The organism is Bradyrhizobium sp., from assembly GCF_049519115.1.
In the GTDB taxonomy this organism is placed as follows: Bacteria; Pseudomonadota; Alphaproteobacteria; order Rhizobiales; family Xanthobacteraceae; genus Bradyrhizobium.
Genome location: NZ_JBEKRB010000002.1, coordinates 319,889 through 346,702 on the forward strand (window position 1 = coordinate 319,889; position 26,814 = coordinate 346,702).

Annotated in this window: 29 protein-coding genes; 17 read left to right on the forward strand and 12 right to left on the reverse strand. The window is 59.7% G+C overall.

Annotation, left to right across the window (positions count from 1 at the left end; translation table 11 throughout):
- Nucleotides 1–11: 11 nt before the first annotated feature.
- Nucleotides 12–329, reverse strand: a complete 318-nt coding sequence (locus ABSE61_RS03230) for a DUF6166 domain-containing protein (protein WP_423869619.1) — start codon at nucleotides 327–329, stop codon at nucleotides 12–14.
- 96 nt (nucleotides 330–425) lie between these two features.
- Here ABSE61_RS03230 and ABSE61_RS03235 point away from each other — a divergent pair, with 96 nt between their 5' ends.
- Genes ABSE61_RS03235 through ABSE61_RS03245 form a run of 3 tightly spaced genes read left to right on the forward strand, consistent with a single transcriptional unit; the run spans nucleotide 426 to nucleotide 1,793 of the window.
- On the forward strand, nucleotides 426–1,217 hold the full coding sequence (locus tag ABSE61_RS03235) for a sterol desaturase family protein (RefSeq protein ID WP_423869620.1): 792 nt from the start codon (nucleotides 426–428) through the stop codon (nucleotides 1,215–1,217).
- A gap of 1 nt (nucleotide 1,218) precedes the next feature.
- A complete protein-coding gene (locus ABSE61_RS03240; RefSeq protein WP_423869621.1) occupies nucleotides 1,219–1,611 on the forward strand; it encodes a hypothetical protein in 393 nt (130 codons plus the stop codon).
- An 11-nt stretch (nucleotides 1,612–1,622) separates the two neighbouring features.
- On the forward strand, nucleotides 1,623–1,793 hold the full coding sequence (locus tag ABSE61_RS03245; RefSeq protein WP_423869622.1) for a hypothetical protein: 171 nt from the start codon (nucleotides 1,623–1,625) through the stop codon (nucleotides 1,791–1,793).
- Between the two features lie 72 nt (nucleotides 1,794–1,865).
- Here ABSE61_RS03245 and ABSE61_RS03250 read toward each other — a convergent pair whose 3' ends face one another.
- Nucleotides 1,866–3,362, reverse strand: coding sequence for an aldehyde dehydrogenase family protein (locus tag ABSE61_RS03250; protein WP_423869623.1), 1,497 nt, complete (start codon nucleotides 3,360–3,362; stop codon nucleotides 1,866–1,868).
- Nucleotides 3,363–3,667: 305 nt separating this feature from the next.
- Between ABSE61_RS03250 and ABSE61_RS03255 the strand changes: the two genes are divergently transcribed.
- From ABSE61_RS03255 to ABSE61_RS03290, 8 genes are all read left to right on the forward strand, one after another.
- Nucleotides 3,668–4,387 carry an enoyl-CoA hydratase/isomerase family protein gene (locus ABSE61_RS03255; RefSeq protein ID WP_423869624.1) on the forward strand — a complete coding sequence of 240 codons (720 nt, stop codon included), beginning with the start codon at nucleotides 3,668–3,670 and terminating at the stop codon, nucleotides 4,385–4,387.
- 40 nt (nucleotides 4,388–4,427) lie between these two features.
- Nucleotides 4,428–5,411, forward strand: a complete 984-nt coding sequence (locus ABSE61_RS03260) for an NAD-dependent epimerase/dehydratase family protein (RefSeq protein WP_423869625.1) — start codon at nucleotides 4,428–4,430, stop codon at nucleotides 5,409–5,411.
- A gap of 3 nt (nucleotides 5,412–5,414) precedes the next feature.
- Nucleotides 5,415–6,215: an N-acyl homoserine lactonase family protein gene (locus ABSE61_RS03265; protein WP_423869626.1), complete on the forward strand. Its 801-nt coding sequence runs from the start codon at nucleotides 5,415–5,417 to the stop codon at nucleotides 6,213–6,215.
- Between the two features lie 36 nt (nucleotides 6,216–6,251).
- A complete protein-coding gene (locus ABSE61_RS03270; RefSeq protein WP_423869627.1) occupies nucleotides 6,252–7,184 on the forward strand; it encodes an NAD(P)-dependent oxidoreductase in 933 nt (310 codons plus the stop codon).
- Nucleotides 7,185–7,227: 43 nt separating this feature from the next.
- Nucleotides 7,228–8,280 (forward strand): ABC transporter substrate-binding protein, encoded by a 1,053-nt coding sequence (locus ABSE61_RS03275; RefSeq protein ID WP_423869628.1) that lies wholly within the window; start codon nucleotides 7,228–7,230, stop codon nucleotides 8,278–8,280.
- Nucleotides 8,281–8,670: 390 nt separating this feature from the next.
- Nucleotides 8,671–10,077, forward strand: coding sequence for an aldehyde dehydrogenase family protein (locus ABSE61_RS03280; RefSeq protein WP_423869629.1), 1,407 nt, complete (start codon nucleotides 8,671–8,673; stop codon nucleotides 10,075–10,077).
- 78 nt (nucleotides 10,078–10,155) lie between these two features.
- Nucleotides 10,156–10,617, forward strand: coding sequence for a DUF2478 domain-containing protein (locus ABSE61_RS03285; RefSeq protein WP_423869630.1), 462 nt, complete (start codon nucleotides 10,156–10,158; stop codon nucleotides 10,615–10,617).
- Between the two features lie 174 nt (nucleotides 10,618–10,791).
- On the forward strand, nucleotides 10,792–12,177 hold the full coding sequence (locus ABSE61_RS03290; RefSeq protein WP_423869631.1) for an MFS transporter: 1,386 nt from the start codon (nucleotides 10,792–10,794) through the stop codon (nucleotides 12,175–12,177).
- Nucleotides 12,178–12,206: 29 nt separating this feature from the next.
- On the opposite strand, the gene pdxA is transcribed toward ABSE61_RS03290, so the two are convergent.
- The 3 genes from pdxA to ABSE61_RS03305 all read right to left on the reverse strand — a co-directional run bounded on the left by pdxA (nucleotide 12,207) and on the right by ABSE61_RS03305 (nucleotide 15,187).
- Nucleotides 12,207–13,229: a 4-hydroxythreonine-4-phosphate dehydrogenase PdxA gene (gene pdxA / locus ABSE61_RS03295; protein WP_423869632.1), complete on the reverse strand. Its 1,023-nt coding sequence runs from the start codon at nucleotides 13,227–13,229 to the stop codon at nucleotides 12,207–12,209.
- Nucleotides 13,230–13,285: 56 nt separating this feature from the next.
- On the reverse strand, nucleotides 13,286–14,374 hold the full coding sequence (locus ABSE61_RS03300) for a four-carbon acid sugar kinase family protein (RefSeq protein ID WP_423869633.1): 1,089 nt from the start codon (nucleotides 14,372–14,374) through the stop codon (nucleotides 13,286–13,288).
- Nucleotides 14,375–14,707: 333 nt separating this feature from the next.
- Nucleotides 14,708–15,187: a MarR family winged helix-turn-helix transcriptional regulator gene (locus tag ABSE61_RS03305; RefSeq protein WP_423869634.1), complete on the reverse strand. Its 480-nt coding sequence runs from the start codon at nucleotides 15,185–15,187 to the stop codon at nucleotides 14,708–14,710.
- Nucleotides 15,188–15,282: 95 nt separating this feature from the next.
- Here ABSE61_RS03305 and ABSE61_RS03310 point away from each other — a divergent pair, with 95 nt between their 5' ends.
- The 3 genes from ABSE61_RS03310 to ABSE61_RS03320 are packed head-to-tail and all read left to right on the forward strand — an operon-like array spanning nucleotide 15,283 to nucleotide 17,728.
- On the forward strand, nucleotides 15,283–15,663 hold the full coding sequence (locus ABSE61_RS03310) for a tautomerase family protein (RefSeq protein ID WP_423869635.1): 381 nt from the start codon (nucleotides 15,283–15,285) through the stop codon (nucleotides 15,661–15,663).
- A gap of 13 nt (nucleotides 15,664–15,676) precedes the next feature.
- Nucleotides 15,677–17,245 carry an MFS transporter gene (locus ABSE61_RS03315; protein WP_423869636.1) on the forward strand — a complete coding sequence of 523 codons (1,569 nt, stop codon included), beginning with the start codon at nucleotides 15,677–15,679 and terminating at the stop codon, nucleotides 17,243–17,245.
- Nucleotides 17,246–17,278: 33 nt separating this feature from the next.
- Nucleotides 17,279–17,728 carry a tautomerase family protein gene (locus tag ABSE61_RS03320; protein WP_423869637.1) on the forward strand — a complete coding sequence of 150 codons (450 nt, stop codon included), beginning with the start codon at nucleotides 17,279–17,281 and terminating at the stop codon, nucleotides 17,726–17,728.
- On the opposite strand, the gene ABSE61_RS03325 is transcribed toward ABSE61_RS03320, so the two are convergent.
- Entirely contained in the window at nucleotides 17,702–18,418 is a 717-nt protein-coding gene (locus ABSE61_RS03325) for a TetR/AcrR family transcriptional regulator (RefSeq protein WP_423869638.1), read from the reverse strand. The genes ABSE61_RS03320 and ABSE61_RS03325 overlap by 27 nt on opposite strands.
- Before the next feature lie 152 nt (nucleotides 18,419–18,570).
- On the opposite strand from ABSE61_RS03325, the gene ABSE61_RS03330 reads away from it, so the two are divergent.
- A complete protein-coding gene (locus tag ABSE61_RS03330; protein WP_423869639.1) occupies nucleotides 18,571–19,788 on the forward strand; it encodes an HlyD family secretion protein in 1,218 nt (405 codons plus the stop codon).
- Between the two features lie 99 nt (nucleotides 19,789–19,887).
- The gene (locus ABSE61_RS03335) at nucleotides 19,888–21,453 is read left to right on the forward strand and encodes a DHA2 family efflux MFS transporter permease subunit (protein WP_423869660.1); all 1,566 of its coding nucleotides are present in this window, start codon (nucleotides 19,888–19,890) and stop codon (nucleotides 21,451–21,453) included.
- Nucleotides 21,454–21,533: 80 nt separating this feature from the next.
- On the opposite strand, the gene ABSE61_RS03340 is transcribed toward ABSE61_RS03335, so the two are convergent.
- From ABSE61_RS03340 to ABSE61_RS03355, 4 genes are all read right to left on the reverse strand, one after another.
- Nucleotides 21,534–22,211: a Crp/Fnr family transcriptional regulator gene (locus ABSE61_RS03340; RefSeq protein WP_423869661.1), complete on the reverse strand. Its 678-nt coding sequence runs from the start codon at nucleotides 22,209–22,211 to the stop codon at nucleotides 21,534–21,536.
- Nucleotides 22,212–22,455: 244 nt separating this feature from the next.
- Entirely contained in the window at nucleotides 22,456–22,752 is a 297-nt protein-coding gene (locus ABSE61_RS03345; protein WP_423869640.1) for a hypothetical protein, read from the reverse strand.
- 511 nt (nucleotides 22,753–23,263) lie between these two features.
- Complete coding sequence (locus tag ABSE61_RS03350) at nucleotides 23,264–23,446, reverse strand: hypothetical protein (protein WP_423869641.1); 183 nt, start codon at nucleotides 23,444–23,446, stop codon at nucleotides 23,264–23,266.
- A gap of 166 nt (nucleotides 23,447–23,612) precedes the next feature.
- Nucleotides 23,613–24,290 carry a Crp/Fnr family transcriptional regulator gene (locus ABSE61_RS03355; protein ID WP_423869642.1) on the reverse strand — a complete coding sequence of 226 codons (678 nt, stop codon included), beginning with the start codon at nucleotides 24,288–24,290 and terminating at the stop codon, nucleotides 23,613–23,615.
- Nucleotides 24,291–24,617: 327 nt separating this feature from the next.
- On the opposite strand from ABSE61_RS03355, the gene ABSE61_RS03360 reads away from it, so the two are divergent.
- The gene (locus ABSE61_RS03360) at nucleotides 24,618–25,322 is read left to right on the forward strand and encodes a Crp/Fnr family transcriptional regulator (RefSeq protein WP_423869643.1); all 705 of its coding nucleotides are present in this window, start codon (nucleotides 24,618–24,620) and stop codon (nucleotides 25,320–25,322) included.
- Between the two features lie 501 nt (nucleotides 25,323–25,823).
- Here the strand turns inward: ABSE61_RS03360 and ABSE61_RS03365 are convergent.
- Together ABSE61_RS03365 and ABSE61_RS03370 are read right to left on the reverse strand one after the other, a co-directional pair.
- Nucleotides 25,824–26,369 (reverse strand): DUF1993 domain-containing protein, encoded by a 546-nt coding sequence (locus ABSE61_RS03365; RefSeq protein ID WP_423869644.1) that lies wholly within the window; start codon nucleotides 26,367–26,369, stop codon nucleotides 25,824–25,826.
- A 14-nt stretch (nucleotides 26,370–26,383) separates the two neighbouring features.
- The coding region (locus ABSE61_RS03370) for a substrate-binding domain-containing protein (protein WP_423869645.1) at nucleotides 26,384–26,814 on the reverse strand (431 nt) is incomplete at its 5' end.

Consider the following 26,814-nt stretch of genomic DNA (forward strand, 5'->3'; position numbering starts at 1 on the left):
CGCTCAGGGTTTCAGGACGCGACCCGGAGCGTCGCGCTCCGTAGCACATCGAGCGCGGCGTCGATATCGGCCGAGGTCATTTCCCACTCATTGCCGAAGTTGGCGACAACGGCCTTCATGAACGGCTCGACCAGCGCCCTGGCCGCGACCGGATCGTTCAAATGTTCGACCAAAATCGCCAGCGCAAGCTGCCGCGGTTCGTCCCCCTCATAGCTCCATTCAAAACCATTGGCCGTGTAGCGGTGAACGTCCAGCCGTTGATCGAGCGGCCGGCCATCGACAATGGCTTTGACGCCGTCGATCGTGCGATCGCCGCTAAAGCGTTTCATAAGTCCTCCCGGCCAGCTTGCCGCTTTGATAGATGAGTGATATATCACGCCACAGACTCGATGTCACCGCCGATTTCGACATGGAAAGGACGCCACATGGAACTCGCATCGACCCCCATGTCAGACCGCCAGCGCCGCTACCGCGAGACGTACCGCGAGCGTGTCGCCGGATGGTACAATGGCTGGCTGCATGTCTTCATCATCTACGTGATCGGATTCACAGCGCTCTACATTTATCTCGCGAACCTGCGCGACTTGCGCGCATGGGAGCTTCTGATCGTCCCCGTGACTTTTCTCGGCGCCAACTTTTTCGAATGGTGGATCCATCGCTACGTGATGCACCGCCCCTCCCAGGTCAAGGCTTTCCGCGCGATCTATAACCGGCACACCTTGATGCATCACCAGTTCTTCACCGACAGCGAAATGCGTTTTGCCGATCACCACGACTGGCGCGTGACCTTCTTCCCGCCTTACGCGCTCGCGACCTTCACGCTGATGTCGATACCGCTCGCGATCGCGGCGGGTGCCATCATCTCGCCGAATGTCGGCTGGCTTTTGATTTCGACCACGACCTCGATGTACCTGATCTACGAGTTCATGCATTTCTGCTGCCACGTCGACGAAAACTGGTTCGTCCGCCATGTGCCGATGGTGAATACGATCCGCCGTCATCACGCGGCCCATCATGATCAATCGATCATGATGGAGCGCAACATGAACCTGACCTTTCCGATCATGGATTGGCTGTTCGGAACTTCCGATCTCAACCGCGGCCTGCTCGGCCATGTCTTCAACGGCTATGACACCCGTTTCGTCAAGCGCGACATGCGCAAGACGGCGCGCACCCCGCGGGTCGAGCCGCAGATCCACACGGTCCCGGCCGAGTAGAATGCAGGCGATCGAACCCAATGGCGTTGCTCTGGCGCTGTTTGCCGCAACCTTCGCGGAGTGCTGTCTGAGTTTCTTTACGCTGACCGGCATGTTTCCGGCGCGGGCGCGCCCGCTTCCGATCGCAGGACACATCGGTAACCTGCTGGTGCTGCTCAACCTGGCGCTGCTGGCGGCGCTGTTAATGGGTGTAGCGCTATTCGCGCACGAGACGCTGCGCTGGACCACCGTGGTCGTGGCCGGCGGCCTGATTTTCCTGTTCGCGCCGTCGATCTTCGAGATCATTCCGAACGGCTGGCGCGACAGCCGCGGCGGACTGACCGTGCTCATCGCGCTGCAGCTTGCTTCGCTCGCGCTGCTAGCCGCTCCGCTTCAAGTACTATCCACTTTATAGGGACTACGCCGATGCCTTTCCCGATCAAGACCGCATTGTCGATCATCGTGCTGCTTGTCGCGCTCGCCGCCTACTTCTACCAGGACTCGATCGGCCAGCATGGACCGAAAATCGCGATCATGTTCCTCGCGCCGTTCATGGTCGTCGCGATGTGGATTTTTCCGGAAGTCACGCGGAAGTAAAGACACACCAACCTTAATAAAAAATGGCGGCCAACACGGCCGCCATTTTTGTTTCAAGCGAGTGCGAACGCCTCAGGCGGTCTTGACCCAGACCGCCTTGACGTTGAGATATTCCTCAACGTGCTGCTTGCCGGACTCCCGGCCATAGCCGCTCATCTTGTAGCCGCCAAAGGGAACGGCGGGATCCATCGCCTGGTAGCAATTCACCCAGACCGAGCCCGCGCGCAATGACTTCGCAACCTGATGCGCCTTGCTGACATTGGTGGTCCACACGCCGGAGCCGAGGCCGAAGGTCGTGGCGTTGGCGCGCTTGATCAGATCGTCCGTGTCCTTGAACGAGATCGCCGAGATGACAGGCCCGAAGATTTCCTCCTGCGCGATTCGCATATTGTCCTGGACGTTGGCGAACACCGTCGGCGGCACGAAGTAACCCTTCGACAGTGCACCCTCGGTCAGCCGTGAGCCGCCAGCCAGCGCCTTGGCGCCCTCTTTCTGGCCGATGTCGAGATAGCCCGAGACGCGTTCGAGCTGCTGCTGCGACACTAGCGGTCCGATCTGCGTGTTTGGATCGAGGCCGTTGCCTACATGAAGCTTCTTGCCGAACTCGGCGACGCGGCCGACGAATTCGTCATAGATCTTGCTCTCGACGAAGAGCCGCGTTCCCGCGCTGCAAATCTGCCCCGAGTTGGCGAACACCGCCATTGCCGCCCCCGGCACCGCCGCATCGAGGTCGGCATCGGCAAACACGATGTCCGGCGATTTGCCGCCGAGTTCGAGCGACACCCGCTTCAGATTGCCGGCGGATGCCCGCACGATCGACTGTCCGGTGACATGCGAGCCGGTGAAAGCGACCTTGTCGACGCCGGGATGCGAAGCCAGCGCCGCGCCCGCGGTCTCGCCGAAACCTGGCACCACGTTGACGACACCGGCGGGAATCCCGGCCTCCATGCAAAGCTCGGCGAGCCGCAGCGAGGTCAGCGGCGCTTCTTCGGCCGGCTTCAGGATCACCGTGCAGCCGGTCGCAATCGCCGGACCGATCTTCCAGACGCTGGCGCCGAGCGGACCGTTCCAGGGAATGATCGCGCCGACGACGCCGACCGGCTCCTTCAAGGTGTAGGAGAACACTTCGCCCGGCAGCGAATTTTCGATGGTCTCACCGTGGATCGACGTCGCCTGGCCGGCATAATAACGGAGCATGCCGAGCACGCGCAGTTTGTTGCCGCGGGTGCGGCTGATCGGCGCGCCCATGTCGAGCGTGTCGAGCTGCGACAGCTCTTCGAAATTCTTCTCGACGAGATCGGCGAGTTTCAGCAGCAGGTTTTGCCGCTCGAACGGCTTGACCTTGCTCCACGGCCCTTCGAAGGCACGGCGGGCGGCGGCGACCGCGCGGTTGATGTCCTCGGCGTCGCCCTCGGCCACGGTCGCCAGCAGTTCGCCGGTCGCGGGATTGAGCGTCTCGAATTTCTTGCCTGAAGCGGCATCGACCCACTGGCCGTCGATCAGCATCTTCTTGTAGGAACCATCGGCGTAAGGATGGCGCGTGATCGGAATTGCCTGTGAAACAGCCATGGTGTTTTCCTTGTTCTTCCCTGATTGGCTCCGCATCGCGCGGGCACCGTTATTCTCGTTATATTTGAGATTTTATAGTGACGGCCGGTGATCGTAAAGCGACCGGACCGATACGCGACACGATGCCCTGTCATGCAGAAGGACTGGGGTCACCTGCCGACCGGGTTCGAGCGAAGCAAGATGTGAAGACCGCAACCTGTAGGTGGCGTGACAAGGGATTGACAGATTGTTAGACAATTCGTCCCTTGTCATGGCGTCCGCCAGAGCCCGGGACGCAATACCAATAAAAGCAGGAGGATGCCGTCATGGCGATTGAGATCAGTGCCCAGGGAAAGGGCGTTTCAGTAATCACCCTGGCAGGCCATGATACCGGCAATTTCCTCTACACCCAGGATTTACTCGATCTGGCGCAAGTTCTCACCAAATGCGCCTCCGATAAGGATTTGCGGGCGCTCGTCATCACCGGCCGCAACAACACATTTTGCGGGGGCCGGATCGGGGCCAAAGGCCTGACGCGCGCCTCTGAAGTGGCCGAAGACCTCGGTGCGATCCTGAAAGTGAATACGGCGCTCAACGCCTTGAGCGTCCCGGTCATCGTCGCCGTCGAAGGTCAGGCCTTCGGATTTGGCTTCGGCATGACCGCCCAGGTCGACTATGCGGTCGCGGCCGAAAACGCCGTGTTCTCGCTGCCCGAGATGTCTCACGGCCTGCCGCCGCTGATCGTGTTCACCTATTTGTTCCGCTTCGTGCCCTATAAGCGAGCTTTTGAACTCGCCGTCACCAGCCGGCAGATCTCGGCAAAAGAAGCTTCCGATGCCGGCATCCTGACGGAGATCGTACCGGCCGGCTCCACATTGAAGCGCGCGCTGGAAGTCGCCAACCAGATGGCCGCCTTCGATCCAAAGGCGATGGGGCTTCTCCGCAAGTTCGGACGCGAGGCCGCCGAGGTGCACTCCAAATCCGGAAGCGAGCACGCGGTCGCCTTGATGAGCGTGATGCTCGCCGAGCGGAACGCCGCGCATTGAACCCGGCTCCGACCAGCGGCGCGAACGAACGGACCAGCCAATGAACGTATTAGTGACGGGCGGAGCGGGATTTCTCGGCGGCTACATCATGGCCAGCTTGTTGCGGCAGGGACATGAGGCCTTCGCCTACGATATCGCGCCGCCGTCTGCAGATACGCTGGCGGTTTCGCCCGATATCGCGGCGCGCTTCCGCTCCGGCCAGATCAACGACATCGCGCGACTTTTTGCGGTTTGCCGCACTGAGAAGATCGAGGCCATCATTCACTCGGCGGGAATGGTCGGCCTTGAGCCGTCGCTGGAGCAGCCGATTGCGACCTATCAGACCAACATCATGGGCCTGGTGAATGTCTGCGAAGTCGCAAGGCAACTGGAGATGCGACGCGTCGTCTTTGTGTCGAGCAACGCCGCCTATCACAAGGGTTCGGGCGCCACACTGGTCGAAACCGATCCGGCCTTCTCGATCCGTGAAGCTAATCCCGCCGGACACTACGGCACCTCGAAGATGGCCGGCGAAGCCATTGGGCTCGCTTATGCGAGTTTCCAGAATGTCGATTTTCTTTCGGTGCGCATCACCGCCATCTACGGCTTCGGCATGCGAAGCCCGATGTACATCAAGCCGATGGTTGAAAATTCGGTGCTCGGCCGCCCCACCCGTTTCGCGACCGGCGGGCGCATGAAGCGCGATTACACCCATGTCTTGGATTGCAGCGACGGCGTCGTCACCGCTCTTTTAGCACCGCCGTGGAAATCGGGCGAACAGCGCGTCATCAATGTTGCAAGCGGCAGCGCGCGAACCGCGGCTGAAGTCGCCAAGATCGTTCGCGATACGATTCCGGGCGCCGACATCGAAATCAATGATGATTTAACGCCGCTGGAAGAGCAGAACGTCAAGATGCGAGCTTCGCTCGATATCAACGCGGCCAAGCGCTTGCTGAACTGGTCGCCGAAATGGCCGTTCGAAGCGGGCATTGCGGAATATGCCGAAACCTTCCGGCGCCACCTTTCCCGTTCCTCCAAAGAGTAGCTCATGTCCACCCTTCCCAACTACGAAGTCTATGCCATCCGCTACGCCACCCGCGCTGCGAAGCGATCGGACAATTTCATCGGCGGCGACCCGCACGACGGACCGATGCCACTCGATTATTACGTGTGGGCGGCGATCGGACCGGATCGGAACTATGTCATCGATACGGGCTTTACCGCCGAGATCGCGAAAAAGCGGAAGCGCGACTATTTGCGTTGCCCGATTGAGTCGCTGAAGCTGATTCGCCTTGAGCCAAGCAAGGTCAAGGACGTCATCCTGACCCACCTGCACTATGATCACGTCGGCAGTTTCGACAAGCTTCCCGCCGCAAACTTCCACTTGCAGGAAAGCGAGCTGCACTACGCCGTCGGGCGCTACATGCGCTACAAGAAACTGCAACATTCCTACGAGGTCGAGGACGTCGTCGGCATCGTCCGCGCCAATTACGCCGGCCGCGTCAATTTCTATGAAGGATCGGCGGAACTGTCGCCGGGGATCACGATCCATCCCGCGCCGGGCCATTCGGCAGGACTCCAGTTCGTGCGGGTTCACACCAAGCGCGGCTGGGTCGTTCTGGCGTCCGACGTCACGCATTTCTACGAGAACATGGACGCCTACAAACCCTATGTGACGGCGTTTCATATCGGCCAGATGCTCGAGGGTTTTGACAAACTGCGCGCGGCGGCGCCCTCGCCTCAACACATTATTCCCGGCCATGATCCGCTGGTGATGAAACGCTACAAGGCCCCGCGCCCCGAACTCGAGGGCATTGTCGTGCGCCTCGACGATCCGCCGAGCGAGTGAACGTTTAAGAAATAAACGTCTAACAAGGAGTGCGTGATGAAGATCGGCTTTGCGGGACTGGGCGCCATGGGAGGTCCGATGGCCGGGCATCTGCTGGACGCCGGGCACACGCTTTATGTCCTGGCGCGACGGCGCGAATCCGCTCAAGCTGCCATTGTCAAAGGCGCGATCTGGGCCGAGACGCCGAAGAATCTGGCGGCGAGTTCGGACCTCGTTTTGACCGTACTCCCCGGCCCTCCCGAGATCGAAGCAATCATGGCCGGAGACGACGGTCTGCGCGCCGGCTTCAAATCCGGAATGCCTTACGTCGATCTCTCCACCAACTCGCCCGCGCTGGTGCGTCAGCTTTCGGCTGACCTCGCCAAGGCCGGTGTTTCCATGCTTGATGCGCCCGTCAGCGGCGGCCCCAAGGGTGCCGCTTCCCGGAAGCTCGCGATCTGGGTCAGCGGCGAGAAGGCGACTTACGATAGCTGCAAGCCGATCCTCGATCTGCTCGGCGACCAGGTGCGCTATCTCGGCGAAAGCGGCAACGCTTCGGTCGCCAAACTCGTCCACAACTGCGCCAATTACGGCATCCAGATGGTTCTGGCCGAGGCCTTTACATTAGGCGTCAAGGCCGGCGTCGATCCGGTTGCGCTGTTTGGCGCAATCCGACAAGGCTCGCTCGGGCGGCAGCGCGCGGTCGATCGCATGACCGATCAGTTCCTGCCGCACGAATTCGACAATCCGGCCTTCGCACTGGAACTGGCGCACAAGGACGTGTCGCTCGCGACCGCACTCGGCCGCGAAACCGGCGTGCCGATGCGCTTTGCCAACATGACGCTCGCCGAAATGACGGAAGCCCTGAACAAGGGATGGGGCAAACGTGACTCGCGCTCCGCCATGCTGATTCAGGAAGAACGCGCCGGCCTCGACATCCGTGTTCCCCGCAACGTGCTGCAGGACATTCTCAAGAACGAGCCGCTCTGATTTCGAAAATGAAAAATCGCGCCGAAAGGTGACGGAGGAAACCATGAAGCATTTTCTGGCGATTTCGGCTGTGAGCCTGACGGTGCTGGCGGTAAACGGCCCGGCAACGGCGGCGGATAGTCCCGCGCTCGAGAAAACAAACATCACCATCGCGGTCGGCGGTTCGATCAGCCAGATGAACAAGGTTGCCTATTTCGTGGCGCTCAACCGCAAATACTTCGAACAGGAAGGCTTGACCGTCGAATCCAATGCGTTCGCATCGGGAACGGCGGCCTTGCAAAGCATCGTCGGCGGCAGCGCCGACGTCGCGGAAGGCGCCTACGAACATACGCTGCGCATGCAGACCAAGGGCGTGAACATGACCTGCCTGGTGCCTTACGGCCGTTATCCCGGCAACGTGCTGGTGGTGCGGAAATCGGAGGCCGACAAGATCAAGACCGTTGCCGACCTCAAAGGCAAGAAGATCGGCATCTCGGCGCCCGGCTCTTCAACGCAGAACTTCGTCGCCGGATTGATGGAGCGCGCGGGCGTGTCGTGGAAGGACGCAAGCTACATCTCGATCGGCACCGGCCCGAGTGCAATGGCGGCAATGAAGACGGGCGGCGAGCTGGACGCCCTTGTGAATCTCGATCCGGCGATCAACGCGCTCGTCGATGGCGGAGATGCGGTGATCCTCACCGACAGCCGGACGGCCGAAGGGACGCAGCAAGCCTTCGGCGGCGGCTACCTCGCCGACTGTCTGATGGTGAAGAACGATTTTCTCAAAGCCAACCCCAACACGGTACAGGCGATTACCAACGCGGTCGTTCACGCCATGCAATGGTTGAAAACCGCTTCTATCGACGACATCATGAAATCGCTGCCGCCCACCTACTACAAGAGTGACGAGCGGCTCTATCGGATGTCGCTAGAGAACAACCTGTCCGCCTTCCAGTGGGACGGCCTGGTGACGCCGGAAGCTGCCAAGAACGTGCTGGATTCGATTGCAGTGCTCGATCCGGCCCTCAAGCAGGCCAAGATCGATTTCAGCCTGACCTACGACAACAAATTGATCGAAGCCGCACTCAGCAAATATCATTCGCCAGTGCAGCAATAACATCACGCCGGAGGCTGGCCCGCGGGCGAGATACGTCAGCAAGGGTGTCGCTATTTCCGTCTAGTGGTCCGATTCTAACATTCGCATCCCGTCTCAGCCGGCACTTTTGCGAATGTTAGAATCAAAGGACCACTAGTAAATATAGGTTTCCAGTGGAGTTTCGGATTTGAAATTCGTTGTGCGAACCTGCGGCTCGATGGGCAGCGAATGTCAAATCCACTCCACTAGCGAAATCTCCACCCGGTTCTCTTTATATATCAATGAACACGTCGGCTCCGACGTGATGGCGCCCCCTTGCGCCGAAGCAATGGCCTCTCGTCCGGTTTCGTGATATATACTCGGATATAACGAGGCCTGAAACAGGCCACAATCCGAGGGAGAGCAAAGCCAATGAGTGATTTCAACCTTCTCATCGACGGCAAGATGGTTCCTGGCGATCTCAAGATGCCAGTGCTCAATCCTGCGACGGAAGAAGTGCTGACCCAGTGCCCGCGCGCGTCCAAGGAACAGCTGGACAAGGCGGCCGCGAAAGCCGCTTTTCCCGCCTGGGCCGCGACCCCGATCGAGGAGCGCCGCAAGCTTGTGACCAAGATGGCCGATGTGATCGAGGCCAATTCCGGTGAACTCGCGCGACTGCTCACCAGCGAGCAAGGCAAGCCGCTGGCGGATGCAACCGGGGAAGTGTTGGGCATGGCGGCTTTCTTCCGCTACCTCGCCTCGCTCGACCTGCCGATGCGGGTGATTGAGGACTCCGGCGACCGCAAGGTCGAAGCCTATCGCCGTCCGCTCGGCGTCGTCGGCGCCATCATCCCGTGGAACTACCCTCTCCTGATCCTGAGCTTCAAGCTTCCGTCGGCTTTGCTGGCCGGCAATACGCTGGTGGTCAAGCCCGCGCCGACCACGCCGCTATCGACGCTGCGTTTTGCCGAACTCGTCAAGGACGTGCTGCCGAAAGGCGTGCTCAACGTGATCACCGATACCAACGACCTCGGCGACCACATGACCAAGCACCCGGATATCCGCAAGATCTCGTTCACGGGATCATCCGCCACAGGCCAGAAGGTGATGGCGAGCGCCGCACAGACGCTGAAGCGGATTACGCTTGAACTCGGCGGCAACGACGCCGGCATCGTGCTCGACGACGTCGACCCGAAGAAAGTCGCGCCCGGCATCTTCGAAGGCGCGTTCCAGAACTCCGGCCAGGTCTGTCTCGCCATCAAGCGGCTCTATGTGCATGAGTCCGTGTACGACGAAATCTGCAACGAGCTGGTCGCGATTGCCAAGAACACCGTGGTCGACGACGGCTCCAAGCAGGGCACCAAACTCGGACCGCTGCAGAACAAGATGCAGTACGAGAAGGTGAAAGTCTTCCTGGAAGATGCCCGCAAGAACGGCAATGTCATTGCCGGCGGCTCGGCCATGGATCGCCCCGGCTACTTCATCGAGCCGACGATCGTACGAGACATCAAGGAAGGTTCGCGGCTGGTCGATGAAGAGCAGTTCGGGCCGGTACTGCCCGTCATCAAATACTCCGAAAAGGACGATGTGATCCGCCGCGCCAACGCCACGACCTACGACCTCGGTGCTTCGGTCTGGTCGTCCGACACCAAGCGCGCCCACGACGTTGCGAGCCAGATCGAGGCCGGCACGGTCTGGATCAACAAGCATCTGGATATGGCCCCGCATATTCCGTTCGGCGGCGCCAAACAGTCGGGCATCGGCACCGAGTTTGCCGAGGAAGGGTTAGCGGAGTTCACCCAACTCCAGATCATCAACGGTCCAGGCGCCAGCGCCTGAGCGCCAAAAAACGGGATCGCAGCCCGCCGCTGCGATCCCGTCGTCACGAGAGGAAGAGGCGAGAACAAGAGGTACGTCATGTTCGACGCTGAATGTGATATCGCAGCCCTTGTCTATGAGGCGGATCAGGATCCCGATGCGATCCTGCGCGATTTCGCGGCAAACCTGAACGCGCATGGCTACCGGGCTGTCGGCATGGTGCAGACCGGTCAATGCGCCGACTTGAGCTTCTCGGCTGTATTTCTTCACGACGGCGAAAAGCTAAATCTCGCACAGGATTTCGACCCCAACGCCAAAGGTTGCCACCTGGACGTCGACCGGCTTCACCATGCGGGCCTCAGGATCGCCAGCGCACTCGAGGCAGGCGCTGACATCGTCATCGTCAACCGGTTTGGAAAGCGGGAACGGGACGGCAAGGGCCTGATCTATTTGATCGAGCGCGCGATCGATGCGGACCTGCCTGCGGTGATCGCGGTCTCAAGCCGCCATTTTGCCGAGTGGATCAATCGCCCAAGGCATGACCGTGAAACTGGCATGTAATAAGCGTGCCCTGGAGGCGTGGTGGCACGGCGTTTCAATGCGATCCACCGCATCACGCTCGAAACCTTCCGCGCGTGCCGAGCATCCCGGGCCGCATTCGCCCGCGGGCAGCGCGCTTGCGTCGATTGAGCGAATTGATAGCTTGATCGCAAGCAGTCGGATACAACGATATTCATGGAAACCGCGCAGCCTCGAACCACTGCAGGCGAGAGAACGCATGTTCGTGTCTGGATCTGCGCGCTGATCTTGCTTCTGTCGACTGTGGCCTATGCCGACCGGTCGATCCTTTCGATCTCGGCGTCCGGCATCAAGGACGAGTTTGGCCTGACCACGGTCCAGCTCGGGTTTGTGTTGTCGGCGTTTAGTTGGGCCTATGTCATCGGCCAGGTTCCGGGTGGGCTGCTTCTCGATCGACTCGGGACCAAGCGTGTCTACGGCGTTACATTGGTTATCTGGTCTCTTGCGACATTCCTGCTCGGCTTTGTCGGGAAGTTCGCCAGCGGCGTCGCCGGGGTCGTTGCGCTTCTGTTCGCGCTGCGCTTCATCCTTGGTTTCATCGAGGCGCCGAGCTTTCCGGCCAACGCCCGCATCGCCGTCATGTGGTTTCCCAAGCTTGAGCGTGGCCGGGTCACCTCGCTGTTCGCTTCGGCCTCCTATTTCGCGGTGGGCATCTTCTCGCCGCTCGCCGGCTGGCTGGTGTCGAGCTTCGGCTGGCCTTGGCCTTTCTTCGTGCTGGGCGCGATCGGTTTCGCCGCTGCGTTCGTCTGGGTCTGGTTCATGCATGAGCCGCGCCGCCACCCCATGATGTCGCAGGCAGAGCTGGACTACATCATCGCCGGCGGTGCGCTGGTGGACATCGATGACAGCGAGGAACTGCGGACGAAGCCTCACGTCTCCGGCGCAGTCGTGCGGACACTGCTGACCAGCCGCATGCTGTGGTGCGTCTATCTCGGCCAGTATGCCACGATTGCACTCAGCTACTTCTTCATCACCTGGTTCCCGATCTATCTGGTGCAGGCGCGTCACATGGACATCATGTCCGCCGGCTTCGCCACCGTTGCGCCGGCATTGTTCGGCTTCGCTGGCGGCATTTCGGGCGGCTGGATTTCCGACTGGCTGATCAAGCGCGGCTGGTCGGTCACTTTTGCACGCAAGACGCCCTACATTGTCGGCATGTTTGCGGCTTCCAGTCTGATCTTCGCCGCGCTCTCCGACAGCAACATCTTGATTGTCGCACTGATGTCGTTCGCCTACTTCGCCAAGGGCCTCGCCGCCGGTTCCGGTACCTGGGCCGTGGTGACCGACACCGCGCCGAAGGAAGCGGTCGGCTTGGCCGGCTCCATCTTTAACTGCATCGGCAACATCGCCGGCATCGTGACACCGATTGTGTTCGGCTACATCGTGGCGATGACGGACGGCAATTACGGCGCCGGGCTCTACTTCGTCGGCGCGCATTGCATCGTGGCCGCCCTGCTGTTCTTGTTTGTCATGGGCCCGATCGAACGGGTCGGCGGTGAAGAGCCCCCCAAGGCCGCGCGGCTTGAACCGATCGCGACCTGACGGCAACTGGCTGCCGCCGGCGAGTTGCTTTAGGCGTTGCCGGCCAGACGCTCGGCATATTCGATCGCTTCGATCATGCTGCGCTCGTTGGCAATGCCCTTGCCGGCAATGTCGAAGGCGGTGCCGTGATCGACGGAGGTGCGGATGATCGGCAGGCCGAGCGTGATGTTGACGCCGGAAAGCTCCTGCCACTTGCCGGTTTTCGGATCGATTTCGAATCCGAGCAGTTTGACCGGGATGTGGCCCTGGTCGTGATACATCGCCACCACCGCGTCGTATTGGCCCGCGCGCAGCTTGACGAACACGGTATCGCCGGGGACCGGGCCAACCACGTCAAGCCCGTCGGCGACCGCCTTCTCGATGGTCGGCTGAGAGACGTCGATGTCCTGACGGCCGAACAAACCGCCCTCGCCCGCATGCGGGTTGAGTGCAGCCACCGCGATTTTCGGCCGCGCGAACCCGAGACCGAGCAGCGCCTTGTTCGTGAGGTCGATGACGAGGCGCAAACGCTGCGGCGTCAATCGCGCCGGAACGTCCGCAAGCGCGACATGGGTCGAGACATGGCTGACGCGCATGTTGCCGTGGGCAAGCAGCATCACCGAGCCGCGAACGCCGGTCAGTTCCGCAAGCATCTCGGTGTGGCCGGGATAATGATAGCCGGCCTTGTTCAAGGCTTCCTTGTTGAGCGGCGCGGTCACGATGCCGCCGACCCGTCCCGACAGCGAAAGACGGACCCCCTGCTCGACAGCCTTGTAGGCAAAACGTCCGCCGTCTGCGGATAACACGCCCGGCGCAAGATGGTCGCTCTCGGTATCGGCCTGCAAAAAACCTAGATTCGGCCAATCGGCGGCGTCGGCAGCGACTTGTGGCACATCGAGATCGGCCCCGATCTGGCGATAGGCCTGATCGAAGGCACGCCGGCTCCCGATAATCAGAAGCTTGAGGTCGCCGCTGGCCAGACGATCGCGCAGCCTGACGCCGGACTTGACGATGATCTCAGGGCCGATGCCGGCGGGATCGCCCATCGTGATCGCCAGATGTCGTTTGGTCATTTATTTTTCTTATCCCAGAGAGGCAAGCGTATCCAGCGAATGCCGAATCTGGCCCCCTAGATCAAGCCATTTTGTTTCAAAAGCTTGGCCCACACGTCTACCGAGCCAAAGGCCCCGGATTTCGAGACCACTTCAACGCCTGACCAATCGCCGCCTTCAATCACCGATTTGGGAATGCCGGGCTCCAACCGCCCCAGAGGTCTCAGCGCCCGCGCCTCGACGGCGATCATCTGAGCCTTGACGGTTTCACCACCGGCAACCACGAGGCTGCCCGGCGGATCGATCAATCGGCTCAACCGCAAAATCTCGCGCGAGAAATGCTGCGCGACGCCGTCGCGCGAATGCGCATCCGGCGCTTCCAGTCTGACGAAGGCAACACCCTTGTCCAGGGCTTGCTTGATCCGATTGATATCACGCTCGACATCGCCGCTCGGTATAACGACGGCGCCGCACGCGTCGAGTTGCAGAGCCGTCGTGCGATGATCGGACCCGAACACGCCGAGTACCGGGCTCTTTAGTTTATCGGAGACCCAGACATCGGCTCCGCGCGCAAGTGCGCTCGCAAGTCCGCCGCTGCCGCACCACAACACCCGCCCGGAATAAGTTTGACCGGCCTTCACGACCCAATCCAGATCATTGTCGGTTTCGCCGTCAAAGACATTGATCCCGGGCCGAAGACCGTCCGCGGGCCGGGTTCGCCGGGCATCGAGCTTTCGGTCGTGAAGCTGTTCGACGAGACTTTTGCCGACCGCACTCCACCTTCCATCCGCACCGCGTGCATATTGCTGGCCGTCGAGCGTACGCCTGCCCTGATAGGCAAAGGCCGGCGCAAGGATGCAGGCATCCCAAAACCCGGTTTGCCAACAGGCATCCAGTTCTGCTGCCCAATGGCCGCGAAGCAGGCTATCGATCTTCTTGTAGGCGGTGGCGGCGCCGGCAAGCCGCGGCGCGAGCTTTTGCACGATGGCGAAGGCATCGTCGGCTGCGCGTTCCCGCGTGCCGCTATCGATCGAAAAACTCGGCTGGGCCGGCGCGATCGATGAGATGGACCAGCACACTTCCAACGGGCCGAACTTGCCGACCAGTTCGGCCGACGTATCGAGCGCACCAGTCAAATCGTCGGCGAGAAGCCTCAATGAAGACATGCGATCAGTATCTCCCAACGGGCGTTCACCCGCGCCGCCAAGATACCTCTTACGAGTATTATTTCAAATAACAACTATAAGTAGATTGCTCCTGTGCAGCAAGCCTTTGCGGCGCCCGGACCGAAAAGCACTGAATTACCTTAATAATTTCAGATACACGCCCTCCGTAAAGGAAGGCTAAAGACTTTCCGCTCAATCGCTTTCCGGCGCCGGTTTTCCCAGGAATCGAACCGGAAACAGGACTTCACCCCGAAAATCCGACCTGAGAGCAAGGCCCGCGAAACTGGCAATAACGCGCTGGCTGGCCACGAAAGATCTGTCGTGAGCGTGTGGCTATGCTGACAAAGCTTCTTCAAAGGTCGAGTTAAATCGTTCTGAAACCAGCAATTGCAGCGCCTGGCGCAGCGCTTCCGATTCAACGCGCCCGAAGGCGACCTCAAAGCCTCTCTGGGCCTTTGCCCAGAGCGCATCGCTCTCGGCGAGCCTGGCGCGGCCCTGCCGGGTTAACTTGATCAACCGGTTTCGCCTGTCGCCCGGATCAACCGTGACAGCGACGAGACGCTCGCGCTCCAGCGGCTTGAGCGTATGCGCCAACGCGCCGGCGTCCATCACCAACGCCTCGGCCAATTGACCGACTGTGACCGGTTCTGACCGGCCGAGTTGGGCGAGGATCGCGCGCTGCGTGGTCTTGAGGCCGCTTGGCGCCAGCGCCGTGTCATAGAGCTGCGAGATCCGGCGCGTCGCCTTGCGCAAGGCGGTGCAGTTACAACGGCTGGCGTTGATCGCGTCCGCAGCCCCTTTCCTTCCTGCCATCGTTCTCTCCAGTGCCCCCTTGACTCTTGATATCAGCATATGCAGATATTTCCGATAATTGCAAGACTATGCTGATAACTCTAGGAGAACTGACCATGCCGTTCGCTCGCATCGACCTTCGCAAAGGCAAGGACGCCGCCTATCGCCGGGAAATCGGCCGCGTCGTCTACGAGGCGCTGGTCAGCGTCGGCGTGCCGCAGAAGGACCGCTTTCAGGTCATCAACGAGCACGACGCCGATAATTTTCTGTTCGACGCCGACTATCTCGGCATTCATCGCAGCGACGACCTCGTGATGATCCAGATCACATGGAACGAAGGCCGTACGGTCGAGCAGAAGAAAGCGCTATTCAAAGCCATCGCCGACGGCCTGAAGGCCGCCATCGGCCTGCGAACCGAAGACGTCCTCATCGACCTCGTCGAGGTCAAGAAAGAGAACTGGTCATTCGGTAACGGCATCGCGCAATACGCGACGTGATGGTGAGCGTCGCATGCACATCGCAGTCGACCCGGTCGAGGTTGCAGCTTCGGCAAAACGTCAGGCGCTGTTGGTGCTGATCTGCACCTCGGCGCCGTCCTTCATGCTTCAGCTCGATGCCAACATCGTCTCCGTCTCGTTGCCTTCGATCGCCCATTCGTTGAACGCAAGCTTCGCCGGCATCGAGTGGGTCATCACCGCCTATATGCTCAGCTTTGCCTCGCTGCTGATGCCGGCGGGCGCGCTGGCGGATCGCTTTGGGCGCAAGCGACTGCTCATCACCGGGTTGTCGGTGTTCACCTTCGCGTCTTTCGTATGCGGCGCGGCGCCGAATCTAACGGTATTGATCGCGGCACGGGCGCTCCAGGGCGCGGGCGCCGCGATGCAGCTCTCCTCCGCGCTTGCCACGCTGTCGCATGCTTTCCAGGGGGAAGCCCGCGCGCGAGCTTTTGCTTTTTGGGGCTCAGTGGTCGGGATCGGCATCGCATGCGGTCCGGTTGTCGGGGGGCTGATCACGCAAGGCCTTGGCTGGGAGTGGGCCTTCTATGTCAATCTCCCGATCGGCATTGCCTTGATCGCGTTGATCATGAGGGTGATCGAATCCTCGAAGGATCCCGGCGCGGTGCGGCTCGACCTGCCCGGCGTCGCCTGCTTCGCCGGCGCCCTGTTCCTGACGACACTCGCTTTGATCGAAGGCAATCATCGCGGCTGGAGCGATCGCTGGATCGTCACTGAGCTGGCAAGTGCTGTGGTTCTGTTTGGGCTGTTCATCATCGTTGAGCGGAAGCAGACGCGGCCGATGCTGGATCTGTCGTACTTTCGCAAACCCACCTATCTCGGCGCCAATCTGGCGCAGCTTTCCTTTTCGGCCGGCCTTTTGACCATGCTCACCTTCATTCCGATTTTCCTGCAGAATGGCCTGGGTCACCCCTCCGCGATCGCGGGTCTGATGATGCTGCCGATGGTGATACCGCTCTTTATCGTGCCGCGCATGGTGGCGAGCTATCTTGCCTATCGCTGGTCCGGGCGCGCGCTACTAACCCTCGGCCTGTTCCTTGTGTGTCTCGGTCTTTTCTGGTTCGCAGCCGTTGTGCGTGAACTCGCATACGGTCCAATGATCGGCGGCATGTTGCTGACGGGGATCGGCGCGGGCCTCCTCAACGGCGAGACCACCAAGGTCGGGATGACTGTCATTCCAAAGGAACGCTCCGGCATGGCGTCCGGCGTCTCCGGAACGGTGCGCTTCTCCGGTCTGGTGATCGGTATCGCGGCGCTCGGCGCCGTGCTGTACGGCGGCGTTACAGAGGCGGTCAGACACGCTTTGCCCGAGGTTAGCGGCTTAGACTCGCTGCGGCTGGTGCAAGACATCACCGCAGGTCAGTTGGCTGGAGGCACGTTGGCAGGCCATGACGCTGCCGCCATCCACAGCATCGCTGAGGCCAGTTTCGCCAGCGGATATCGGTGGCTGTTTCTGGCCGCCGCTTTGTTCATGCTGGTCTCCACGTTATTGACTTGGCGGCTCGTCAGCGCGGCCGAAACGCCGCCGGCCCATGCTTCAGCCAATCCAGCCCGGAAACGTTAAAAGATAAGCAAGAAGCCGGAAACAAAGGAGGGAATGATGCCGACCTACACCGTTACGACCGCGAACGTCGTGCTGACCTCAGCGCAGGAAAGTGAGATTGCGGCGGCCATCACCGAGGCGCATCACCAGAATACGGGCGCACCGGGCTTCTTCGCGCAGGTGTTGTTCGTCACGCTGCCGGAGCGAAAACATTATATCGGCGGCAAGCCCAACTCTACGCCGCATATCTTTATTCACGGCCTGATACGGGCCGGCCGTAGCGCCACGACAAAGACCGGCTTGATCCAGCAAATCACACTGAAGGTACGAGAAATTTCCGGCGTCGGCGCCGAGGACATCTGGGTTTATGTCCAGGACCTTCCGCCGGAGCAGATGGTCGAGTTCGGACGCGTGTTGCCGGCGCCCGGAGCCGAAGCGCAATGGCAGGAGGCATTGAGCCCATCGAAGCGCCAGCAATTAGCTGCGGCCGGCGTTGCGATGTGAGTGTTGCCGCGCACAGTGGGCGTTGCAACCGCGCAGGAATAATTCAGCGACCGTTTCCGCACGCCGCTCCAGCTCTTCACGGGACGGGATCGGCGCATGGCCAAACAGCACCGCGCGCTGCGGCTGGAAAACCAACATGCCGAGCAACATACCGGCGGCGGTTTCCGCATCGTCGACCTTGATCAGGCCGCGCTCGCTCTGCGCCTGCAACCAGTTGGCAAGCGTGTGCTCGGTCCGCCGGATCGCCTTGTGATAGAAGGTCTCCGCGATCTCCGGAAATTTCTCGCTATCACCCAGTATCACGCGCTGAAGCGTGATCACGTCGTTATCCAAAATAAGTTCGCCGCAAACGATCAGCGCCTCGCGCAACGCCGCCTCGATGCCCCTGTCGTCGCACGCCTTTAGCCGGACGACCGAGGCAAAGGTATCGATGCGATCGGTGATCATGGCCTCGAACAAGGCCGCCTTGTTGGGGATCAGCCGGTAGAGCGTCTTGGTGGAAACGCCGGCCCGGCGCGCCACACTCTCCATATTGGTTGCGGCATAGCCGCTCGCGGCAAATTCGTGCCGCGCTGCGTCGAAGATAACGGCGCGCGTTTCATCGTCGCATCGCGCCTGCGGCCGCCCACGGCCGCGCCGCACTTCGGCGCAAGGATCTTGCCGCTCAACTTCGGTGGTCGTCTTGGTCATCGCGAGCCATGCATTTGAATGATGACTATCATCCCATTGACAATCCTAATATGCGGCGTATTTTGGAAAATGTCAAGTTTCCTAATTACCCTTGACCGCCGTGGAAATGAATTCTGCTGTTACGGCAAGGGGTTAAGCCAAAGAGGACCGCCATGACCCGTCATTCCACCGATTTCGAGGCCGAACAGGCGCTTCCGGCCGACACCATACAAAAACTGGACCCCTCGCCTTCGCCGGCAGTGGAAGCCAGTCAACCCGTGGCAAAAGCCGCCAAGAACGGTGGATTTCGCCGGCTTTTATTGACTGGTGCCGCTGTCGCGGTGCTGGCCGGCGCATCCTGGTATGGCTGGGACTATTGGACGACCGGTCGCTTCCTGGTTTCGACCGACGACGCTTACATAAAGGCCGACAACACCACCGTCGCTCCGAAGGTCTCCGGCTATCTCCATGAAGTGCTGGTGGGCGACAACGAGCGCGTCAGGGGTGGCCAGGTGCTGGCGCGAATCGACGACCGCGATTTCAAAGTAGCGCTCGACCAGGCCAAGGCCGACGTCGCCGCAGCAGAAGCCGCTATCGCCAGCAAGCAGGCCCAACTCGATGTGCAGCAAGCCGTTATCAACGCGGCCAAGGCGACGCTGGACGTCGACACCGCGTCCTCGACCTTCACCACGCAAGAGAACAAGCGTTATACGGATCTGGCCGCCACCGGCTACGGCAGCGTGCAGAATGCGCAGTCTGCCCAGTCGCGCAATGCCGGCGCGCTGGCCGCAATCGAACGCGACAAGGCAAATCTCGCCTCGGCCTTAAAGCAGGTTGAATTGCTCAAGGCGGAGATCGCGCAATCCGTTGCGGCGGCCGCGCGCGCCAATGCCTTGCAGCACCAGGCTGAACTCAACCTCTCCTATGCCACGATCATCGCGCCGATCGATGGCGTCGTCGGAAACCGGACGCTCCGCGCCGGCCAATATGTGCAAGCCGGGACGCAATTGATGTCGGTGGTGCCCGCCAGCGGCGCCTATGTGATCGCGAACTTCAAGGAGACGCAGCTCACGAACGTGCAGGCCGGTCAGCCCGTCGACATCGACGTCGACATGTTCCCGGGCAAACCCGTGCACGGCCATGTCGACAGCCTCGCGCCCGCCAGCGGCCAGGAGTTCGCGCTGCTGCCGCCGGACAACGCCACCGGCAACTTCACCAAGGTGGTGCAGCGCATTCCGGTCAAGATCATGCTGGACGCATCGAGCGTCGAGCTTCGCCCGGGCATGTCGGTGATCCCGACCATTCAAACGCAAAAGCATGAACCGGTGTCGGTGAGTGCACCGCCTCTCGGCACGCATTCCAGCGTGGCGCTGCTTGGGTTGCAGAAGTAACCCCGGGAGAGACGAAGAGACGGCGCCTACACAGAGACCAAAGGTGATGTCATGTCAGACCTTGCACTCGCGACCTCCTCTCCTCCCCGCCGCGCCCCTATGACGCCGGCGGCTGCCGACCGCGCCAGCGCGACGGTCTGGATTTCCGTGACGGCCGCCATGATCGGCGCCTTCATGGCGATCCTGAACATTCAGATCACCAATGCCTCGCTGCTCAATATCGAGGGCGGCATCGGAACCGGCGTCGACAATGGATCCTGGATCTCGACGTCTTACCTGATCGGCGAGATCGTGGTGATCCCGCTGACCGACTATCTCAGCCGGATGTTTTCCTACCGCAACGTGATCCTGTCCTTTGCGACGCTGTTTGCGGTCTTCTCGGTCGCCTGTGCGTTCACCCATGATCTGCCCTCGATGATCGCGATGCGCGGCTTCCAGGGCTTTTTCGGCGGCGTGCTGATTCCGATGGCCTTCACGCTGGTCTTCACCAAACTGCCGAAACCCCAACAGTCGATCGGACTGGCGATGTTCGCTCTCGCCGTGACCTTTGCGCCGGCGATCGGCCCGACCATCGGCGGCTACCTCACAGAAAATTACGGCTGGCAGACCATCTTCTTCGTCAACGTGATCCCGACCATCGTCATGGTGGCGACGCTCTATTTCACGCTGGAACGCCAGCCGATGCAGCTCGGCCTTCTCGCCGAAGGTGACTGGTTCGGCATTGTCACCATGGCGGTTGGGCTGGCCTCGTTGCAGGCGGTGCTCGAGGAAGGCAACAAGGACGACTGGTTCGGCTCGCCCTTCATCGTGAAGCTCGCCGTTGTCGCCGCAGTTAGTCTTGCGTTGTTCATCGTCAATGAGCTCGTCGTCGAGAAGCCGCTGGTGCGCTTGCGCCTGCTGACCCAGCGCAGCTTCGGATTCGGCACCATTTCCGCCGTCTTTCTCGGCTTCGCCCTGTTCGGTACGGTCTATCTGCTGCCGGCCTATCTCGGCCAGGTGCAGGGTTACAACGCCGAGCAGATCGGCACCGTGCTGGCCTGGACCGGCCTGCCGCAACTTCTGCTGATCCCGCTGGTACCGAAGCTGATGCAGCGCTTCGACATTCGTTACATCGCGTTTGCGGGCCTGGCTCTGTTTGCACTGAGCGCCTTCATGAACATCGAGATGTCGCTCGATTATTCCGGCGACCAGCTGTTCGTGCCCAACATCATCCGAGCGATCGGCCAGGCGTTGACGCTTGCACCTCTCAGCGCGATCTCGCTCGGCAGCGTGGCGCCGCAGGATGCGGCGGCAGCTTCGGGCATCTCCAACATGATGCGTAACCTCGGCGGCGCCATCGGTACCGCCCTGCTCTCCACCATCGTGACCAAGCGCGAGCAGTTCCACTCCAACATCATCGGCCAGTCGGTCCATCTGGGCCGTGAGGAAGTCCGCGCGCGAATCGATCAGATGACCAACTTCTTTCTCGCCCACGGCGTGAGCGATCCGGCGACCGCGCATCAGCAGGCGATCATTGCGCTTGGCAACGCCGTCAAGCGGCAGGCGCTGGTGATGGGCTTCAGCGACGCCTTTGCGGTGGTCGGCGTCGTGCTGGTGATTTCCGGCATCGCCATCCTGCTCACGGGAAAACCGAAAGGTGGAGCGGCTGCGGGTGGTGGGCACTGAACGTATGCCGATCGAGCGATACAAGTTTTCGAAACCGCCTCCGAAAGCCCCACCCTAAGGGTCGACAAATCGATCGCGTTCTACTCGTCCTGTTTTAACTCAGGCTTGTCACGCAAGACAGCGTCCAATAGCGCGTTGTTCACTTCAATGTGCCCGTTGTAAGTGATCAAGCCGAGTTTACGAAACTTGTTCATGAAGAAGCTGACGCGCGATCTGGTGGTGCCAATCATATCCGCCAATGTTTCCTGACTGATGTTCGGACTGATCTGCTGAGATCTATCGTCTTTACCAAAGTTTGCGAGCAGCAAAAGCATGCGGGCAAGCCGACGTTCACTCGAATTGAAAAGCTGGTCGATCAAATCTTCCTCGATCCGGCTATTCCGGGTCAGAAGAAATGCCACGAACAACTCGGAAAAAGCAGGCTGGTTATAAAGTTCGTCTTTCATCGCCTGTTTCGTAATTGACGTGACGACGCAGTCGTCCATCGCCGTTGTGGTCGAGATGCGCTGCCGATGGCCATTCATGCAACCTTCGCCAAAGAACTGGCCCGGCCCCAAAATGCCGACGACCGCTTCCTTGTGCTGATCCGATAAGACCGTGACCTTTATCTTGCCTTTTTGGATGTAATATACCGTTTCGGCAGCGTCGCCTTGCACGAACACGGTGTCATCCTTTGCTAATGTAAGGGCAGCCTTGCCTGCGCCCATTTTTTCCAAAAAAGCTTGAGCGTCAAGTTTTCTCTCCGTTGGTGTTTTCATCCCGAACCTTCTGGCACAAAAGCCGCGCCAATCGCCGTCAATCGGGGCGGTGGTGATCGGGCTTAGACCCATTGCCGTCGGAAAGCTGCTCAATATTGCTCAACTCGAAGCAATTGACCGAGCAAGCGAATGAAGCGTGGGCAGCAAATCGTCAGAATACGAGCTTTCTCCGTGATCAACCCTGAGGGTCCCGAAAGCTCGCCGCGTGTATAATACCGCAGACAGCCGCTGCCGCCTGTTTTCCCTAAGCTCTCTTCCTGTCGAGTTTCTCCGCACACGCCTGCATTGCAGCAAGGCCGTCAGGGCTTTTCGCCCATTCTTCCTGTTCTTCGTCGCTGGCGTCATAGTCCCCTTGCTTCACGCGCTCGCAAAGCGCGAGAGCGGCAGAGGTGCCGATGATCGTCAACTCGTCGCACAGTGTTTTTTCGGGCATCGCAAGCGGAGATAAGTAGTCGTGATAATAGCCCTCTGCGGCTCTCAAAGCCATGAGCGGCAAGCCGGCTTCGCGCAGCGCGGAAGCAAGAACGAGTTTGGTGTGCATTAGGCCCTCCCATGTTTGAAAAAACCGATTTGAGCTAAACAGCTCACGTTGCACTGTACAAAATTGCTCATCGCCACAAGTTTTTTTGACCCCTGTGGATGACGCGTTCCATGTCAGGCAATTCGGCGGTGTGTATTCCTGATCGCTACAAGTAGTTACCTTGGCGGTCGTAATCCGCTGGAATTGATCCAGCGCATCATACGTGTCCGTGTCGCAATCTCTTCGACGCACGCTATGCACTCAAACGTGCGGACCATACCGGACAGCAACATTTGCCCGCCGCACTTTGGGCAAAGCGAGTGCTCAATCAGAACGAGGCTGGAAACAAGCGAGATGCGGATGTTTGGCATGATGATTCCCTTGGCGTTTAACGCGGGGAACGGGTCGCTGATAGGATGGTTCGAGCGGTGATGGCCCATCATGAATCTTCGAAATTTGATTCGCTGTGCAAAATTGGTCAGTTGTTCAAAAAATAAAAAGATTGGCCACCGACAACGGACCAGTTTGGCCGCTAAGCCTCGTCTGACATCGTGGCGGCATGATCCGCCATCGCATGCCACTGCGCCGCCAGTTCTCGCCATTCCCGTTCGGTCGTCAGGTCGGAGGCGTGTTCGGCCTGTCGCTCACAGCCGACCGCTTTCAGATGATATCTCTCAGACAAGTCAAGCTCGGGAATACTCTGATATACCGGCATTCCGCCGCTCCCTTACAAGGGCGGGAGCACAACACTCTCTGTCACCGGTAAATGCCGAATGCGCCGCTCGGTGATAACAGACGTTATCTCCCTCAATATCGGCCGCTGCTCAAATTTGCTCAATTCCACAAGGTTTTTTAAGCCAAAGCGAGGAGAGCCGTCGTATCTACGCGTCCTGCTTTAGCTGGGGCTTTTCATGCAAGACTGCGCTCAACAGCGAATTGTGAACCTCAATGTGTCCGTTGTAGTCGATGAGCCCAAGTTTGCGAAACTTGTTCATGAAAAAGCTGACCCGGGATCGGGTGGTGCCAATCATATCGGCCAGTGTTTCCTGACCAATGGTTGGATTGATCGGCTGGGGGCCGCCTTCCTTCCCGAAATTGGCGAGTAGCAACAGCAGACGCGCAAGCCGCCTCTCGCTTGAATTAAACAATTGGTCGATCAGGTCTTCCTCGATCCGCCTGTTGCGGGTCAGAAGATAGGCCATGAACATCTCGGAAAATTGCGGCTGGTCATGAAGCGTGGCGATCATCGCAGTCTTGGTAATCGCTGTGATGACGCAATTTTCGATTGCCGTCGTCGTGGCGATGCGCTGCTTTTGGCCATTCAAGCAACCTTCACCGAAAAACTGGCCGGGTCCCAGTATACCGACCGCGGCTTCCTTGCCTTGATCGGATAGGACCGTGAGTTTAATCCTGCCTTTCTGGATGTAAAACACGGTGTCGGCGCGGTCGCCTTGCATAAAGACGTTCTGACCTTTTTTGAATTGAAGGATGTTTTTGCCTTCGCCCACTTTGGCCAAAAAGGCCTGGGCATCAAATGCACTCTTGGCGGGCTTCCCCATCCGAACTCCTGCGGCTCGTAATTGCCAAACTAGTCTCAGGCCGAGGCACAATCTCTAGCCCTGCGGCTCAAGCTGAGGGCACGCGCGGAGGGAGCGGTTTAAGAGTGCGAAGGAGCGCCTGTCTGCCCTCTGGAGTGCATTATGAAGAACATGCCCCCAGTCCACTCGCGCGACCTGGTTGGGTCTTCGTTCTACAAAAGGCCGCCCCTGACCTCAGCGGAGGGGTAATGCCGGGTTATGCACCGTGCGTGAATAGCAACTGCCATTTTTACGAGTTGCCTTCGATTGCGTGCGCTATCATGCTGCCGCAATCTCCGGGAGGCGAGCATGGCGTCGGCTCTGCGATCTCCGAATATGCTTTTGGCGGCATTGCCCTTTGCCGATTTCGAACTATTGCGACCACATCTTCAAACGATTGATATGCCTCATGGATCGGTGCTGGTAAGGTGCGGGGAGATCCCTAAAAAGGCCCACTTCCCGCATAGTGGGGTAATCGCCTCTTGCGTAACCCTCAGTGATGGAAGTGTCATCGAGACCCGCATTACCGGTCGCGAGGGTGCTCTGGGAGCAGCCCTAGGCGCGGGAGAGCGACCATCGTTCACTTCTGCCGTGGTCCGTCTTGCTGGGATGTCGTCCACAATCGACTATCGGAGCCTTTACGCAGGCATTGACCGCAGTGCGGCTCTTCGTGCGCTATTGGCCAAGCATGAGGCTTTTCAACAGGCGATGGCCGACCAGTCGGTCGCTTGCAACGCTGTCCACGATGCGGAGGCGCGGTTAGCACGACGACTGATGCGCCTTCACAAGCTGTCTGACGACGGCAAACTTGCCGTGACGCAGGAGGTCCTGGCGGAAATGCTGGGTCTCAAGCGCAATGCGGTTTCTCTTGAAGCTCATGCCATGCAGGAGGCGAATATTATCCGCTACTCTCGCGGTCTACTGGAAATAGTCGATGTGAAAGCGCTGCACCGGCTATCGTGCGAATGCTTCGACACCGTGACAGCATATCGGGATATTGTGGAAAGCGATTAGTTCGATTTTTGGGCCAACACGGCATCGTTCGCATGCGGGAGCCCCCATTGATCAGCACTCCGCTGGATCTCGTCTCCGCATATTCTGCATTTGAAGGTTTGTAGCTCGTATATGACGCCGTAGGACGGATGCGGCGTCCGGCGGGTGACGTACATCGTCTGAGTGCACGCCAGGCACGTTGGCCCCTGATGGGAACCAAACCTATTCTGCTTAATCATGATATCTAATCCTAGCCCCAATGGTGAATAAAGCATTCGGGGCGTAACTCGTCCGCCATAGGGGGTGATTAGTGAGCAATATTGCTCACTTTTTTGAAACCGCTCCAACCGTCACTGCCATGGGCGCATTCGTATTGATCGCGACATTTGATGCCGCGTTTTAATCGGGACGCGATCTGTTCATTGCGAGTCGTGGCCGGAATGCGCTGGTTCGCCGAGACTCTGCCGGAATTTGAATCATGAGCACGTTTACGTTGGTGCGCACGTTACGATCGGTCAGAGGTCATGCAGGTTTCTTTGAGCTGCCAACTTCGCCAGGCAGGTAAAGATAATCTCGCTTCCCGACCGACACGCCCATGTGCCGCAGGATGTCGTGCGCTGTAACTGTAACGAGATGAAAGTAAAAGTTCGGAAGCGCGCGTGTCAGCAAATATGTCTCGGCAGGCAGGTGCTCCACGCCCCCCGACGGGAGCCTGGACTCGATCAGGCGTGATGGCGCGCTATCGAATTGTTCTGGACTTATCGATCTCAAGAACCCGCATGTCTTCTCGATTCTTGCTTGGAGCTCCGGAAATGTCCTTTCCGTATCCTCGTACGCTGGCGGCTCGATAGCGGCCAGCCGCGCCGCCGGTCGCTTCGACGTGTCGCTGATCCGCTGAATCTGGCCTGCAAACGGAAGCATGTCCGGCGCCAATCGTGCATCGATAAGCGTCGAAGGAGATATTCCGCGTTCGGTACAGAACGCCGATGCCTTGTGGCAGTATTCACCGGCGATCGCCAACCCACGAAGAAAAGCTGGAATCGACAGTTGATAGATCGAAAGAGGCATTTTCTTTCGTCTCCTTATGCATCAATTGCCGCTTCCAGCGCGCTCGTGAGGCACTCGATAGGTCTCACAAGTCTACCCACCAGCGGCCGGCGAACGATCCAGGCCCGGACTCTCGGTTCGAAGTCCCGCACAGGAACGATCTGGAGGGCGTCGCGCAGCGGGCTACTTTCAATGGCAGCTCTTGTCGCCAGCGTAATTCCCAGCCCGCGCGCGACGAGTGACAGGCGAAGGTCCGAGCTCAGAGCCTCTATGCCTATTCGCAGCGAAAGATGCTCTTGCTCGAACCGGCGGTGGATCGCACTTCGAAAACCGCAGCCATCCTGGTTGAAGATCCAGGGAAATGGGGAAAGGTCTTGCAGCGTCGCGGGAGACGGCAAATCCAGCGATTGAGGGGCCGCTACAGATAGCGGCTGGATGTCAAGGGCGTCCGCCTCGATCTCGGTCG

What these genes read in the sequence shown, in the direction of transcription:
- ABSE61_RS03300 (WP_423869633.1), bottom strand. Translation starts at nt 14,374, where the DNA reads ATGTCTTCATTGAGGCTTCTCGCCGACGATTTGACTGGTGCGCTCGAT.
- ABSE61_RS03330 (WP_423869639.1), top strand. Translation starts at nt 18,571, where the DNA reads ATGACCCGTCATTCCACCGATTTCGAGGCCGAACAGGCGCTTCCGGCC.
- ABSE61_RS03285 (WP_423869630.1), top strand. Translation starts at nt 10,156, where the DNA reads ATGTTCGACGCTGAATGTGATATCGCAGCCCTTGTCTATGAGGCGGAT.
- ABSE61_RS03315 (WP_423869636.1), top strand. Translation starts at nt 15,677, where the DNA reads ATGCACATCGCAGTCGACCCGGTCGAGGTTGCAGCTTCGGCAAAACGT.
- ABSE61_RS03230 (WP_423869619.1), bottom strand. Translation starts at nt 329, where the DNA reads ATGAAACGCTTTAGCGGCGATCGCACGATCGACGGCGTCAAAGCCATT.
- ABSE61_RS03235 (WP_423869620.1), top strand. Translation starts at nt 426, where the DNA reads ATGGAACTCGCATCGACCCCCATGTCAGACCGCCAGCGCCGCTACCGC.
- ABSE61_RS03360 (WP_423869643.1), top strand. Translation starts at nt 24,618, where the DNA reads ATGGCGTCGGCTCTGCGATCTCCGAATATGCTTTTGGCGGCATTGCCC.
- ABSE61_RS03290 (WP_423869631.1), top strand. Translation starts at nt 10,792, where the DNA reads ATGGAAACCGCGCAGCCTCGAACCACTGCAGGCGAGAGAACGCATGTT.
- ABSE61_RS03245 (WP_423869622.1), top strand. Translation starts at nt 1,623, where the DNA reads ATGCCTTTCCCGATCAAGACCGCATTGTCGATCATCGTGCTGCTTGTC.
- ABSE61_RS03270 (WP_423869627.1), top strand. Translation starts at nt 6,252, where the DNA reads ATGAAGATCGGCTTTGCGGGACTGGGCGCCATGGGAGGTCCGATGGCC.
- ABSE61_RS03305 (WP_423869634.1), bottom strand. Translation starts at nt 15,187, where the DNA reads ATGGCAGGAAGGAAAGGGGCTGCGGACGCGATCAACGCCAGCCGTTGT.
- ABSE61_RS03255 (WP_423869624.1), top strand. Translation starts at nt 3,668, where the DNA reads ATGGCGATTGAGATCAGTGCCCAGGGAAAGGGCGTTTCAGTAATCACC.
- ABSE61_RS03265 (WP_423869626.1), top strand. Translation starts at nt 5,415, where the DNA reads ATGTCCACCCTTCCCAACTACGAAGTCTATGCCATCCGCTACGCCACC.
- ABSE61_RS03365 (WP_423869644.1), bottom strand. Translation starts at nt 26,369, where the DNA reads ATGCCTCTTTCGATCTATCAACTGTCGATTCCAGCTTTTCTTCGTGGG.
- ABSE61_RS03260 (WP_423869625.1), top strand. Translation starts at nt 4,428, where the DNA reads ATGAACGTATTAGTGACGGGCGGAGCGGGATTTCTCGGCGGCTACATC.
- ABSE61_RS03345 (WP_423869640.1), bottom strand. Translation starts at nt 22,752, where the DNA reads ATGCACACCAAACTCGTTCTTGCTTCCGCGCTGCGCGAAGCCGGCTTG.
- ABSE61_RS03275 (WP_423869628.1), top strand. Translation starts at nt 7,228, where the DNA reads ATGAAGCATTTTCTGGCGATTTCGGCTGTGAGCCTGACGGTGCTGGCG.
- ABSE61_RS03355 (WP_423869642.1), bottom strand. Translation starts at nt 24,290, where the DNA reads ATGGGGAAGCCCGCCAAGAGTGCATTTGATGCCCAGGCCTTTTTGGCC.
- ABSE61_RS03320 (WP_423869637.1), top strand. Translation starts at nt 17,279, where the DNA reads ATGATGCCGACCTACACCGTTACGACCGCGAACGTCGTGCTGACCTCA.
- pdxA (WP_423869632.1), bottom strand. Translation starts at nt 13,229, where the DNA reads ATGACCAAACGACATCTGGCGATCACGATGGGCGATCCCGCCGGCATC.
- ABSE61_RS03350 (WP_423869641.1), bottom strand. Translation starts at nt 23,446, where the DNA reads ATGCCGGTATATCAGAGTATTCCCGAGCTTGACTTGTCTGAGAGATAT.
- ABSE61_RS03335 (WP_423869660.1), top strand. Translation starts at nt 19,888, where the DNA reads ATGACGCCGGCGGCTGCCGACCGCGCCAGCGCGACGGTCTGGATTTCC.
- ABSE61_RS03240 (WP_423869621.1), top strand. Translation starts at nt 1,219, where the DNA reads ATGCAGGCGATCGAACCCAATGGCGTTGCTCTGGCGCTGTTTGCCGCA.
- ABSE61_RS03310 (WP_423869635.1), top strand. Translation starts at nt 15,283, where the DNA reads ATGCCGTTCGCTCGCATCGACCTTCGCAAAGGCAAGGACGCCGCCTAT.
- ABSE61_RS03340 (WP_423869661.1), bottom strand. Translation starts at nt 22,211, where the DNA reads ATGAAAACACCAACGGAGAGAAAACTTGACGCTCAAGCTTTTTTGGAA.
- ABSE61_RS03250 (WP_423869623.1), bottom strand. Translation starts at nt 3,362, where the DNA reads ATGGCTGTTTCACAGGCAATTCCGATCACGCGCCATCCTTACGCCGAT.
- ABSE61_RS03280 (WP_423869629.1), top strand. Translation starts at nt 8,671, where the DNA reads ATGAGTGATTTCAACCTTCTCATCGACGGCAAGATGGTTCCTGGCGAT.
- ABSE61_RS03325 (WP_423869638.1), bottom strand. Translation starts at nt 18,418, where the DNA reads ATGACCAAGACGACCACCGAAGTTGAGCGGCAAGATCCTTGCGCCGAA.